At 39.9% G+C, this 13699-nt stretch carries 14 protein-coding genes; 6 read left to right on the top strand and 8 right to left on the bottom strand.

Annotated elements, in window-relative coordinates; translation table 11 throughout:
• Nucleotides 1-208 precede the first annotated feature (208 nt).
• Nucleotides 209-2059: a molecular chaperone HtpG gene (gene htpG, locus FRX45_RS17350; RefSeq protein ID WP_193311755.1), complete on the bottom strand. Its 1851-nt coding sequence runs from the start codon at nt 2057-2059 to the stop codon at nt 209-211.
• A gap of 332 nt (nt 2060-2391) precedes the next feature.
• Here htpG and rpsF point away from each other — a divergent pair, with 332 nt between their 5' ends.
• The 6 genes from rpsF to FRX45_RS17320 all read left to right on the top strand — a co-directional run bounded on the left by rpsF (nt 2392) and on the right by FRX45_RS17320 (nt 6670).
• Nucleotides 2392-2748 (top strand): 30S ribosomal protein S6, encoded by a 357-nt coding sequence (gene rpsF / locus FRX45_RS17345; RefSeq protein WP_152269719.1) that lies wholly within the window; start codon nt 2392-2394, stop codon nt 2746-2748.
• 1 nt (nt 2749) lies between these two features.
• On the top strand, nt 2750-3016 hold the full coding sequence (gene rpsR / locus FRX45_RS17340; RefSeq protein WP_152269718.1) for a 30S ribosomal protein S18: 267 nt from the start codon (nt 2750-2752) through the stop codon (nt 3014-3016).
• A gap of 10 nt (nt 3017-3026) precedes the next feature.
• Complete coding sequence (gene rplI / locus FRX45_RS17335; protein ID WP_152269717.1) at nt 3027-3473, top strand: 50S ribosomal protein L9; 447 nt, start codon at nt 3027-3029, stop codon at nt 3471-3473.
• A 269-nt stretch (nt 3474-3742) separates the two neighbouring features.
• A complete protein-coding gene (locus tag FRX45_RS17330; RefSeq protein ID WP_152269716.1) occupies nt 3743-4135 on the top strand; it encodes an RNA recognition motif domain-containing protein in 393 nt (130 codons plus the stop codon).
• A gap of 241 nt (nt 4136-4376) precedes the next feature.
• Nucleotides 4377-5753 carry a glycosyltransferase gene (locus FRX45_RS17325; protein WP_152269715.1) on the top strand — a complete coding sequence of 459 codons (1377 nt, stop codon included), beginning with the start codon at nt 4377-4379 and terminating at the stop codon, nt 5751-5753.
• Between the two features lie 56 nt (nt 5754-5809).
• The gene (locus tag FRX45_RS17320; RefSeq protein WP_152269714.1) at nt 5810-6670 is read left to right on the top strand and encodes a universal stress protein; all 861 of its coding nucleotides are present in this window, start codon (nt 5810-5812) and stop codon (nt 6668-6670) included.
• A 34-nt stretch (nt 6671-6704) separates the two neighbouring features.
• Here the strand turns inward: FRX45_RS17320 and FRX45_RS17315 are convergent, their stop codons facing one another.
• From FRX45_RS17315 to FRX45_RS17285, 7 genes are all read right to left on the bottom strand, one after another.
• The gene (locus FRX45_RS17315; protein WP_152269713.1) at nt 6705-7211 is read right to left on the bottom strand and encodes a metallophosphoesterase family protein; all 507 of its coding nucleotides are present in this window, start codon (nt 7209-7211) and stop codon (nt 6705-6707) included.
• A gap of 36 nt (nt 7212-7247) precedes the next feature.
• Nucleotides 7248-8417 (bottom strand): cytochrome-c peroxidase, encoded by a 1170-nt coding sequence (locus FRX45_RS17310; RefSeq protein ID WP_226805429.1) that lies wholly within the window; start codon nt 8415-8417, stop codon nt 7248-7250.
• Between the two features lie 191 nt (nt 8418-8608).
• Nucleotides 8609-10516: a molecular chaperone DnaK gene (gene dnaK / locus FRX45_RS17305; protein WP_152269712.1), complete on the bottom strand. Its 1908-nt coding sequence runs from the start codon at nt 10514-10516 to the stop codon at nt 8609-8611.
• Nucleotides 10517-10747: 231 nt separating this feature from the next.
• Nucleotides 10748-11407 (bottom strand): response regulator transcription factor, encoded by a 660-nt coding sequence (locus tag FRX45_RS17300; RefSeq protein WP_152269711.1) that lies wholly within the window; start codon nt 11405-11407, stop codon nt 10748-10750.
• A 6-nt stretch (nt 11408-11413) separates the two neighbouring features.
• On the bottom strand, nt 11414-12232 hold the full coding sequence (locus FRX45_RS17295; protein WP_152269710.1) for a sensor histidine kinase: 819 nt from the start codon (nt 12230-12232) through the stop codon (nt 11414-11416).
• A complete protein-coding gene (locus FRX45_RS17290; protein WP_152269709.1) occupies nt 12199-12846 on the bottom strand; it encodes a hypothetical protein in 648 nt (215 codons plus the stop codon). The genes FRX45_RS17295 and FRX45_RS17290 overlap by 34 nt, the downstream gene beginning before the upstream one ends.
• Before the next feature lie 92 nt (nt 12847-12938).
• Nucleotides 12939-13436, bottom strand: a complete 498-nt coding sequence (locus tag FRX45_RS17285) for a hypothetical protein (protein WP_152269708.1) — start codon at nt 13434-13436, stop codon at nt 12939-12941.
• Nucleotides 13437-13699: the final 263 nt, after the last annotated feature.

The following is a 13699-nucleotide window of genomic DNA, read 5'->3' as shown; positions in this document are numbered from 1 at the left end:
CTTTCCACGGAAAAGCATAAAAACAATGTGGCTGTCTCAAAAGAGCCGGTATAGAAGATATGTCCACTAAGACTCGAAGTCCTGATCTTTAAGTTTTATTTTCTTCGTGCCCTCGTGCCTGCCCGTCCGGTTCAGGCGGGTCTGTGTGGCAAAATATTACTTTTTAGACAGCCCCATTGCTTTTAGTATATATGAATCAAACGCATTATCAGCTCTCCAGGATAATCTTACTTTTCTGTGTTCCACCCATCAGTTCCACGCTGCGATTAATAAAATCAGTAAGATTATTTCCTTTCAGTAACCCCTGCGACAATAAAGCCAGATCGGCCAGGTTGTGAATAGCCTTTTCTTTTTTAATTTCATCGGCTTCCTGTAATATAGTCTGAAAAACGGGGTGATTACCATTTACGGTAAGTGTTACCTCATCCGGCATATTAGTATAAAATCCGGCCATAGGTCCGCCTGCCAGGGCCATGTCTTTCATGCGTCGCATGAACTCCGGGCGCGTGGCAACTACCGGCGGTGCTTCAGCACCCAGCCCTTTCACTTCAACAGACATATTGATTTCGGGCCGTTGCACGTTAAACAAATCTTTTAACGCATCGGCTTCTTCTTTGTTGAGTACGGTTTCCCCGGCCTCCTGTTTATCAACCAGGTTATCAGCAATATCAGCATCTACACGGGTAAAATGAACATTCTCCCATTTGGTTTCTACCTGGCTTATAAATGCAGCATCTACCAGGGTTTCCATTTTTACAACCTTATATCCTTTGGCTTTGGCCTGCTGAATATAAGCATCCTGCTGCACAGGATTGGTAGTATACAATATAACCAGCTTGCCCTCCTTGTTTTTCTGTAAAGCTTCTGTGGTAGTTCTGTATTCTTCGAGCGTATAAAATTTTCCATCTTCCACATCTTCAAAAAGATGAAATGAATTGGCCCGTTCAAAGAACTTATCATCGGTCATCATTCCATACTTCACAAACAGTCCAACATGTTCCCATTTTTCTTCAAACGCTTTCCTGTCTTTGTTGAATATCTCTTCTAATTTGTCGGCAACCTTTTTAGTGATATGGTTGTTGATCTTCCTCACATTGGGATCGCCCTGTAAATAGCTACGGCTTACGTTCAGCGGTATATCCGGAGAGTCAATTACCCCCTGCAGCAACATCAAAAATTCGGGTACAATGTCTTTTACTTCTTCGGTAACGAATACCTGGTTGCTGTATAGCTGAATTTTATCTTTTTGTATTTCATAACTCTGCTTTATTTTGGGGAAGTACAGGATACCGGTAAGATTGAAGGGATAATCCACATTCAGATGAATCCAGAAAAGTGGTGTTTCGTTAAATGGATATAGCTCCTTATAGAAATTCTGGTAATCTTCCGTTGTTAAGTCAGAAGGTTTTTTAGTCCATGCAGGAGTGGTATTGTTGATCTGTTTGTCTTCAAAGAAAATAGGAATGGGTAAAAACCGGCAAAATTTTTCCAGTATCTGCCTTATTTTTCCTGCTTCTAAAAATTCTTTGCTTTCTTCATTAATATGAAGCACAATATCGGTACCTCTATCCGGTTTATCTGTTTCTTCGAGCGTAAATGCGGGGCTGCCATCGCATTCCCATTTAACTGACGGCTTATCCTGCTGGTATGATTTTGTTATAACTTCAACCTTATCGCTCACCATAAAGGAAGAATAAAATCCCAGCCCGAAATGACCTATAATAGTGCTTTCATTTTGCCCCTTATATTTTTCCAAAAATTCCTCTGCACCGCTAAATGCCACCTGGTTAAGATATTTATCCACCTCTTCAGCGGTCATGCCCACACCTTTGTCAGAAATAGTGAGGGTTTTATCCCCGGCATTTAGTTTCACATCTATCCGTAATTCACCCAATTCGCCTTTAGCCTCTCCAATGGAAGACAATGTTTTTAATTTTTGAGTGGCGTCAACGGCATTGCTGACCAATTCTCTTAAAAAGATATCATGTTCGCTGTAAAGAAATTTTTTAATGATCGGGAATATGTTTTCCGTTTGTACCCTTATGTTTCCTTTTTGCATAATGCTTGATTCAATTAAAGTTATAAATAGCAACAATCTGCCGGCAAATAAAATGCCATTGAAAGAATTACTGACAGGTTGGCAATCAGGTATACGCTGTAAGGCGTAAGGTGTAGGTATAAGTGTCTTTCCCGGCATGGTGTATCGCATCTTTTATGATTTATCTTCCAAACCTTTATATTTCTATGCATATACAGGTTGCAAGTTTCAGGTCCCAGGTTCGCCTTAGGCCTTATATCCTACGCCTCTCACCTTCACAAATATTTCCATAAAATATAACAAAAAAAAACTACCTTCGCACCCCATATTTTTTTTAACTAAAATTCAGGGTAATGAACAATTATGAATTGATGGTGATTTTTACCCCTGTTCTGAGCGATGAAGAGTCTAAAGCTGCTCAGAAAAAGTACACAGACCTGGTTACCGAAGCCGGTGGCGAGATCGTGTATTCTAACCCCTGGGGGTTGAAATCACTGGCGTATCCCGTCCAGAAAAAGACCACGGGTATTTACTGGGTTGTGGAATTTATTGCGCCATCCACCTTCAATGAAACTTTGAAGATTCAACTGTTACGTGACGAGCAGGTATTACGTCACATGGTTACAAAACTCGATAAATACGCCGTCGGGTACAATGCCAGAAAGAGAAGTGGTGTAAGTTACAAAAACGAAAAAGCGGAGGCTGAATAGTATGGCAAAAGCTAATGAAATTAAATATCTTACGGCTATCAAAACAGAGAAGCCTAAGAAGAAGTTCTGCCGCTTCAAAAAGTACGGTATTAAGTACATTGATTACAAGGACGTTGAGTTTTTGAAAAAATTCCTCAATGAACAGGGTAAAATGTTACCCCGCCGTATTTCAGGCAATTCGCTTAAATACCAGCGCAAGGTATCAGACGCGATAAAGAAAGCCCGTCAAATGGCGCTATTGCCGTATGTAACTGATCTTTTAAAGTAAGGAGGCAATCATGGAAGTAATCTTAATACAAGACGTAGATAACTTAGGTTCAGCCAACGAAAAAGTAAAGGTAAAGAGCGGTTATGCGCGCAATTATCTGATTCCTCAAAAATTTGCCATTGAAGCTTCGCCTTCTAACCTTAAACAGTTGGAAGAAAAGCTTAAGCAGCTAAAGAAGAAGGAAGAAAAACTACTGGCTGAAATTAACCTGGTCATTAGCAAACTCAACGAAAGCCCATTGCGCATCGGCGCAAAAACAGGCACTTCAGGCAAAATTTTCGGTAGTGTTACTACCGTTCAAATTGCCCGTGCCATCCGCGATCAGAAAGGCTATGAAATAGACCGCCGCCGCATTCATATTCTGGATGAGGTAAAAGAGCTGGGCACACACAAGGCTAAAATTGACTTTGGTAACGGAAACGAAACAGAGTTAAGCTTTGAAGTAGTAGCTGAATAAATATTAAAAGAAAGAGGTTGCTGATTTAGCAGCCTCTTTTTATATATTCTTTATTTCATATTTCTTGTCTTTTCCTACCGATAGAATTAATATAAATATATTCCATTTTATATGGTATTATTTTGGAAAACATTATCTTCACAATGCAGTAATGCACCATTAGTTCCTATTCTGGCTGGTTTTACGGCTAACCTCCGGTTCTCAGATCATTGTAGCGACTAAGTTTCCATTACTATTTTTCAATTTTCACTTTTTAAATTTTAGTTACAATGAACCTGTACGTAGGCAACCTCTCCTGGACAATGACAGAGGACGACCTTAGAAATCTATTTGAACAGTATGGTACTGTTACTTCAATCAAAATTGTTAAAGACCGCGAAACCGGAAGAAGCAAGGGATTTGGTTTTGTAGAAATGGAAAATGATACTGAAGCACAAAATGCGCTCAGTAGCCTGTATGACAAGGAGATTCTGGGGAGAAAAATCGTTATCAACGAAGCTCAGGAAAGACCAGCTAAACCAGGCGGTGGCGGTGGTTTTAAAAAGAGAAGCTTTGGTGGTGGCGGCGGTGGCGGCGGCTACAACAAAGGCGGCGGTGGCGGTGGATACCGTGATCGTGATCGCGGTGGCTATAACAAAAGAGATTACAATAACGAATATTAATAATTACCTGTTCATCTCATTTAAAAATCCCGAAATCTTCGGGATTTTTTATTTTACATCAATTTAAAGTAAACCAGCAGGTAATACCCGGGGTTTACACTTACAATCCTGTTTGATACATGTAAAATAATAAGAGACCTATATTTTAGGGTATGCCTTTTGATTTACATCGCTGTTAAGTAACTTGCCTGGCCTCCCTATGTTTATATTGTGCTTAAACGTATAAAACAAAGAAGAATTAATGGTTACTGTAATTATCCCAACGCTGAATGAAGCAAAAACGATTGGTAATATTGTGCGTTTCTGCCTGGGAAACTCCCTCGTAAATGAAGTTATTGTTGTAGATGATAATTCGGAAGACGAAACGGTTGCAGTTGCATTGGAGGCGGGGGCTAAAATTATCAATAGCAAAACAAGAGGAAAAGGAATATCTATGAAAGAAGGAGTTCAAATGGCCGGCAATGCAATACTGATTTTCCTTGACGGCGATATTGACCCATATCCTCCTGAGACGATTAACCTGCTTGCCACCCCCCTAATTGATGATGAAGCAGATTTTGTAAAGGCCACTTTTGCCAGAAACGCAGGCCGGGTAACAGAGCTGGTTGCCAAGCCGTTGCTTAATATCTATTACCCCGGGCTGTCGGGTTTCTCACAACCATTGAGCGGAATGATCTCCGGCCGGAAAAACTTTTTTAAAAGAATTGATTTTTTTAATGATTACGGTGTAGATATAGGCATTCTCATTGACATGTACCTGATGAAAGCCAGAATTAAAGAAGTGAATATCGGCTATATAGAAAATAACAGCAAGCCTTGGGAAAGCCTGGGGAAAATGAGTAAAGAGGTATCGCGGGCCATTATTGCCAAAGCACAACCTCAATCGGAATTTAACCTGCCGGAAGAAGAAATATCTTCTATAGAAACCATTCAGCGGGAAATGCACAATACACTTAAGGAAAATCTTTCGAAATATCATAAACTCATTGTTTTTGACCTGGATGACACCATTTTCAATGGCCGCTTTATTGATGAGTGCGCTATTGCTTTTGGCTTTACCCGTCAATTGGAAGACCTGAGGTTCAATGAAAAAGATCCGATTATCTTAACCAAACGAATTGGCTTACTGTTAAAAGGTAAAACAATGGACGATCTGCTGAATATCGTTTCACGCATTGAAATGGTAAAAGATATACAGGCTGTAGTGCAGGCATTAAAGGAAAAAGAATACCTGGTCGGTATCATCAGCCATAGTTACCTGCTGATTGCAAATTATGTACGGCAAAATATTGGTGGCGATTTTGCATATGCTAACCAGCTTGATATTTATGAAGGCAAGGCAACCGGCGAAGTAAATATGCCCTCCTATTTCTTTGCCTCTCCTGAAAGTATTTGCGGGCATTCTTATTGTAAAACCAATGCTTTACAATACGCATGCGATAAATATAATGTATCGCTACGGAACTGCATTGTGGTAGGTGATGACAGGGATGACAGGTGTATTATGGCACATGCAGGCAAGGGAGTTGCTTTTTGCACAGGGGATGAATTATTGGAAAAAATTGCCTATATTTCCATAAAGGAAAAAGCCTTTAAACCCTTGCTGACTATAGCATGATCTAATATATATCCATATCCGAATGAAAACTTTTATAAACCAAAAAAACCTTTTCTATGCAAAACAAATTGTACAATATCCTCGTTCCGGTTGATTTTACAGCCAAAAATAAATGGGCCATTGCCAAAGCTATAGAGATGGCCAATAGCTTTAATTGCAATATTCACCTGGTACATGTTGTATTTAACCCTGTTTTCCCATTTTTGCCAATAGATGCCAGCCGCTTTACGCCCTATGCATCGCATATTAATATGCAAACCTGCCGCGAAAAACTTGCCAGGCTTAAAGCAGCATATAAAAGTCAATTGTGTGGGGAAGGAGAAATTGAGATCAGCCTGTTGCAAGGACACCCGCAAGCGCAGCTCAAACAATATATTGAGTCCTATAATATGGATATGGTGGTATTGGGACTATCTAAATTTAACTTACTGCAACGTATCATTTCTTCTATTTCTATCAGCATGTTGGCCCGCAAAACCAATATCCCCATTCTGGCAGTCAGGTCTGGCGGCCTGGTAAGTCATTTCAAGAAGATCGTATTACCCCTGTACAATGATATCCCGGTAGAACGGATTAAACTTGCCACGATGCTGGCCCGCTCTTTTAAATCAACTGTTTACCTGGTTTCTTTGAGAAGCTATTTGAACAACAGCAATGGAAACAATATAGTAGATAAAACACTCGAACTGGTGCAAAGCGTTTCTTCCATTCCTGTTCAATGTTTTTTATTAGAAGGAAAAAATCTTGCCAAGAGCACGCTTGATTTTTCGAAACGGATCAATGCAGATCTTATCCTTGGACAGTCAATAAAAGAATTTCGCCTGCCCGGCTTATGGAACAGGATTACCAATAAATTATTGTCGTACGCTTCAAAAATTCCGGTATTAACTTTTGATAAAACTACCGAACAGGCATAATTAAGCATTACCGAAACAAAATAATAACCATACATTATAACCTGCTGCTGTTCTTACCCAATTCAATTACTTCGCAATCCTTCATTGTATTGCCATCAATTACCAGCCGTACTATCGTTCTTACTTTATGCCATCCCTGCCTTCCCGCAGCTCCCGGATTGATGTGCAGACAATTGAGCTGATCGTCGTATATTATTTTCAAAATATGCGAATGCCCGCTGATAAACAATGCCGGTTGATTATTTATAATTTCTTTCTTTACCCCCGGTGCATACCTCCCTGGGTACCCGCCAATATGCTGCATAAAAACACGTACCTGCTCTGTTGCAAAATGAAGTTTTTCGGGATAAATACTTCTTATATCATTCGAATCTATATTGCCATATACAGCTTTCAGTGGCTTAAAGGTTTTAAGCGCATCTGCCACAGCATGATCGCCGAAATCGCCTGCATGCCATATTTCATCACAATGTTCAAAATGCCTGAAAATAGTTTCATCGAGAAAGCCGTGGGTATCGGATATTAAACCAATTTTTGTCATTCGTGCGGCAGATTGTTTCCATAAATGTAAGAGGTATTATTTAATGTTGCCACCCACGCTCAACCCACTGGGCACAGCATCCGGTATTCTTCTGTCGTACTTATCATCATTGAGCGTATTTAAAAATTCAACTATTCGCGGAATATTTTTAAATGCTACGCGGGTTTGTATAGCAAGCGTATCCAATTGCTCCTTTTTGACGTTCGGATTAGGCAAAGCTTTGCCGTGCAGATCTTCATAAAAGGTTAATACCTGCTCAAGTGTTTTTAATTTACCGCTATGCATATAAGGAGCAGAGAAGCGTAGATTTCTTAATGTTGGCGTGCGAAATGCAAAACTGTTATTGATCCCTGAATCAACGATCCCTGTTTTTTCATTATCAGCAACACCCAGTACATGCGGTTTAAAATCGGAAAGCATAGGCCCGTTATGGCAACGTGCGCATCCCGATTCCAGGAACAATTGCATTCCCTCCTTCTCCGACTGGGTTAATGCAGCAGGGTTACCGCGCATAAATTCATCAAACCTGGAGTTATTGGCCAGCAAACCGCGTTGAAAGCTGGCTAATGCTTTACCCAGATTTGTTTCGGTAATGGCATCTTCTTCATTAAAAGCTTTTGTAAATAAGCGTTTATATTCAGGAATAGCTCTTAACCTTTTAATGATCACATTCAACATATCATGCTCCGCTATGTCACGTCCCCGCATTTCCTCAAGCTGCTTAATAGGATTCATCGCCTGCTCTTCGAGACTTTTGGCCCGCATATCCCAAAACATCGGCGCATCTTCAGGCTTATAATTGCCATTTATATCAATACCATTAAACGCGGCATTGAGTAAACCAGGTGAATTTCGTTTGGTAAACGGGATATCGTTAGGTTGAACAAATTGCCGGTTAGATCCAAATCCCTTTCCATTCACCCCAATTGATAATTCAAGGCTCTCGGCGTAACCAAATTCGGGATGGTGGCAGGAAGCGCAGGAAACATCCTTGTTGCCCGAAAGAATCGGGTCATAAAAAAGCAAACGGCCCAGTTCAATTTTTTCTTCTGTTGTGGGATTATTTTCAGGTGCATCACATGTTAATGGCAATGCTGAAACAGATCCTAAATCGGCAGGCTTTTCTTTAGATACCGGTATAATTTCATTTTCATCATTGCGCTGTGCACAGCTTTGTATTAGTAATACGCCTAAACCAATAATCAAGAGAATAATTAAAATGATATTGCGCCGCACTATTTCAAATATTTTTATATAAAGCTACAGATAATAAAGGACAAATATATCCTCTATTCCTGAAAAAAAATTACTTAGCCATCTGCGCTTATATTAGATTTCACTATAATAAAAAAACTCCTGAAAATTCAGGAGTTCTTACGATTAAATTTTAAAAACTCTTATTTTACTTCTTCAAATTCGGCATCAGTTACATTGTCTCCATCTGCTTTAGCACCTTGCTGTTCCTGCTCGGGGCCTGCATTATTGGAAGCAGTAGCCCCTGTTTGCTGGGCCTTATATATTTCTTCTGAAGCTGCCGTCCAGGCGGTATTTAATTCTGCCATAGCTGTATCTATGCCGGCAATATCCTGCTGTTTATGCGCTTCTTTCAATTTATTGAGCCCCGCTTCTATGGGTCCCTTTTTATCTGCCGGTATTTTATCGCCAAATTCCTTCAGTTGCTTTTCTGTTTGAAAGATAAGGCTATCGGCCTGGTTCACTTTTTCTACTTTTTCACGTGCTTCCTTATCCGAAGATTCATTGGCTTTAGCCTCGGCTTTCATTTTTTCCACTTCGTCTTTGCTTAATCCGCTACCCGCTTCAATGCGTATATTTTGTTCTTTGCCGGTTCCTTTATCTTTTGCGGTAACATTTAAAATGCCATTCGCGTCAATATCAAATATTACTTCAACCTGGGGAACGCCACGCGGTGCCGGCGGTATACCATCAAGATTAAACATGCCCAGGCTCTTATTCTGGGAAGCCATTGGTCTTTCGCCCTGCAATACATGAATCTGAACGCCGGGCTGGTTGTCGGAAGCAGTTGAGAAAACTTCTGATTTTTTTGTAGGTATCGTTGTGTTAGAATCAATAAGGCGTGTCATTACACCACCCATTGTTTCAATGCCCAGCGAAAGCGGGGTTACATCAAGCAACAATACATCTTTTACTTCACCGGTTAATACGGCTCCCTGAATTGCTGCACCTAATGCTACAACTTCATCAGGATTTACACCCTTATTGGGTTTTTTACCAAAAAACTTTTCAACAATTTCCTGAACTTTAGGAATACGTGTGCTTCCGCCCACCAATATCACTTCATCTATCTGATTGGTATTTAAGCCTGCGTCTTTCAGGGCCTGTTCACAGGGTTTCAAACACCTTTCCAGCAGATTATCTGCTAATTGCTCAAATTTGGCCCTGGTCAGCTTTTTTACAAGATGTTTGGGAACGCCATCTGCAGCAGTAATATAGGGCAGGTTTATCTCGGTTTCGCTGGAAGAAGACAATTCAACCTTAGCCTTTTCGGACGCTTCTTTTAAACGCTGTAAAGCCATGGGATCCTTCCTCAGATCAATATTTTCATCTTTTTTAAACTCATCAGCTAACCAGTCTATAATTACTTTATCAAAGTCGTCTCCTCCCAAATGCGTATCTCCGTTTGTAGATTTTACCTCAAATACGCCATCTCCCAATTCGAGAATAGAAATATCGAAAGTGCCACCACCCAGATCGAACACTGCTATTTTTTCATCCTTATGCTTTTTGTCCAAGCCGTAAGCCAATGCAGCCGCGGTTGGTTCATTTACAATACGACGAACAGTTAATCCTGCAATTTCTCCGGCTTCTTTCGTTGCCTGCCGCTGGGCATCATTAAAATAAGCAGGAACAGTAATAACCGCTTCTGTTACTTCCTGTCCTAAATAATCCTCAGCCGTTTTTTTCATTTTCTGCAGGGTCATTGCAGAAATTTCCTGGGGGGTGTATAATCTGCCATCTATGTCTATCCGAACAGTATTATTGTCACCCTTTACTACCTTATAGCTCCAATGTTTAATTTCTTCTCCCACTTCGTCATACCGGCGTCCCATAAAGCGCTTAACTGACATTATGGTATTAATGGGGTTGGTAATTGCCTGCCGTTTAGCCGGGTCTCCTACCTTGCGCTCTCCGTTTTTCATAAAAGCAACAACAGAAGGCGTAGTACGGCGACCTTCATCATTAGCTATAACCACAGGTTCATTGCCTTCCATAACGGCAACGCAACTATTGGTTGTACCTAAATCTATTCCTATTATTTTTCCCATATTATTAAATCCTCCTTTAAAAGTTAAAAGTTATAAGCTAACAGGCAAGCATTATGCCATCAAACCAGAAAATGCAAAAATGGCAGTCCTTTTCTTATTTCCACAGAAAAGGATTCAGCATTTTTGTTGAGGACAGGAAAATATATATTATTGACGTTATGAAATATAGGGTGCGGGTAGTGAAAAACTCATTATAAAACCTGAATTTTCAGGTTCCGGTTAAGTACTTTACTATATCTTGAAAATTCCTTTTTTTATGGCATAAAGCACCAATCCTACCCTCGATCGCATTTTGAGCTTTTCAAATAAAGCATTGCGGTAGTCTTCTACCCGGCGTATACCCACAAACATTTTTTCGGCAATTTCTTTATACGATAGCTCCGAACAGGTGAGCTTTAAAAACTCTACCTCTTTATCTGTAAGAATGACATTCTCATCAGACAACTCCATGTTTTTATTCAGTCCGCCAACAACCTTTCCGGAAATATATTCCGATAGGTAAAAATTTTTTTGCACCACTGACATTAATGCCAGGTTTAGCTCTTCTGGTTCGGCCGTCTTCATAATGTAGCCCTTAGCGCCTGCTTTCAGCATGCGTATGATCGTAGTTTCATCGCTAAACATAGACAAAGCCAGCACCTTGATCTGAGGGTGATTTTCGAATAACCATTCTGCCGTTTCAAAGCCATTCATACCGGGCATATTCACATCAAGCAGTATTATTTCAGGGATAAGGTTTTTTCGTAATTTTTCTTTTAGCTCCTCCCCGTTTTGCGCTTCAAAAAATACTGAGAAATTATCAAACGAATCAATAAGCTTGGCTAAGGCATTGCGTAAAAGTGTATGATCGTCTACTACCGCCACCTGTATTTTTTTGCTGCTGTCGGCCATAATTGATTAATCATTTTCCTGATTCCTGAGTAATGGCAATTCCATATGTACAAAGGTACCCTTTCCCGGTTCTGAAGTAAAAAGCATTGTAGCCCCTATCAGTTTAGCTCTGTTGCGCATACTTTTTAACCCAACTCCATTTAAAGGAGAAAGGGAATTCTTTTTTTCCTGCATATTAAATCCTACCCCATTATCTCTTACCGAAAAAACAAAAACCTTATCGGATAAGTAATCCAGTAAGATCGCTATCTCAGTAGCCTTCGCATGTTTCAGAATATTGTTAACCAACTCCTGAAAAATACGAAAAATAAAAATTTCCTTTTGCTCTCCCAGCCGATATTCTTCTCCCTGAAGTTCCAGGTTAACCTGCATCAATCCTGTTTTACGGAGTGTTTCCAGGTCAAAGCGGATAGACTCTACCAATCCAATCTGGGCTATGCGGTCTGTATGTAAACTCTTGGTAAGGTCTGCAAGATCATAAACGGCCTTATTTAGTACTTCCCGTATGTGCTGAAGAGGCGTATAAGCCTGGTGTTCCTTTTCGAGCGGCAAAACAGCTAATGATAATTTTACCACCGACAGCACCTGTCCAATATTATCATGCAATTCCTGCGCTATGGTCTTTAAAGTAGTTTCCTGGATTTCCAACTGCGATTTCAGCACTTCCTGGTCATATTCTTCTTTTACTCTTGCCAGTTCCTGTTCCTGGCGATATTGTTTGCGCTGGTATAAAAAAAGAATGGTAACAATAAACCCCACCAGCAGCAGGGCCAGCAGCCCACCTATAACAACTAAGAAAAGGATTTCCTGATTCTGATCCTGCATAATGAGGCTATGATAAAAGATGAATATAGTAAAATATTCACGATGGCGAAAACGAAGGCTATATTTTTAATGATAATGTTGGAAGGGTCCTGGAAAAAATTGATAAGCGCATACACCGGGAAAGTGCAGGCATAAAAAAACAACAATCCCGAACATATCCAAAAGGGTGGCTCACGGGTAAGGTTAACCGGTTTGTTTAGCTGGAACAGCTCAAAGAAATAGGTTATAGTGGCCATTACAATAAGAAACCCCCCAATGCTAAACGTTATTGTATGAAATTGCGGACCTTTCTGCAAAAAAAGCTTATTCAAAGTTACCAGTATCGGATAAAGCCATAAACTATGCAGTAAAACTTTTTTCGCAAACCGGTTGTTGATCATGTAGCGAAGCATCCAGAAGTAAAAAACAAATTCAATAGTAGTAAACACATTGTAAAGAGATACGGTTGTTAACCCTTTATCGCTTCGCCACCCTCCAATGAATTCAATTATAAATGTTGTTAACAGATAAACGGGAAAAGCCCTGAGAAAAACCGGCATCCCTTTTTTAAAATATACCAATGCACCAGTAATGCTCCCCAGCAAAATAAGCCATATATAAATGTTCCAGTTCATTTTGCTGCAAGGTAATTGGCAGCAGTGAGAAAATATAAAAGAAAAACCCCTTTTGTAAAAGGGGTTAAATTAAGTGATGTATGTTAATGCGCCTATATAACGGTCAAACCCTTTTCTCCCCTGTCTACAATAGTAACGCCAATACCGCCCCAGTCATCGCCTGAAACACCAGTTCCCGGTTTTGTTCCGCAAATTGGAGGGCAAATACTTCCGGCGTTATAAGCCAATATTTTTACTCCTTCTTCGCCTTTAATATATATATCCTTATTTGTTACACCAGTTTCCAACTCCTTTGTTTTGGTAGCTACCAGCACCAACGTTTGGCGACCGGCAAATTCAGGACGTTCGGTATAGTTTTCGGGGTAAGCCGAAAAGTAGAATTTAATACCATCGCCCCCGTGAGCTTTGGAGCGTGAAAGGAACTCTTCTAATTCTTCAATGCTGTACCAAACGCTTAATGAATCTTCTTTTCCAAGGCGTTCTGAATTGTGTACCCACCTTTCTTGTTTGTAGGTGCGGATAACAGTGTCTACATGTTCTGTGCTAACGTACTTTCCAACTTTTAGTGATTTCTTCTCAATTGTAAGCATGATTTAAATGGTTTAAAGTGAATGAATAATTAATTCACAGTAAAACTACCAGAAGAAGAAATACAAACACGCTTACAAATATTTGCAATTCAATTAATTACAAATTAAAATTATTTATATCGTTAAGATACCCAATAACAAATGGTAATTTCCGCTTAAAAAAACCGTTGATTATAGGAAAAAATACCGTTAAAAAACGGTAGCAAAATACCGTTAAAAAACGGTAGCAAAAGTACCGTTAAAAAACGGTAGCAAAATACCGT

Origin of the sequence: Agriterribacter humi (assembly GCF_009192765.1) — a bacterium.
In the GTDB taxonomy this organism is placed as follows: Bacteria; Bacteroidota; Bacteroidia; order Chitinophagales; family Chitinophagaceae; genus Agriterribacter; species Agriterribacter humi.
Note: the sequence above shows the minus strand (reverse complement) of the source record. Positions and strands in the feature narration are given on the sequence as shown.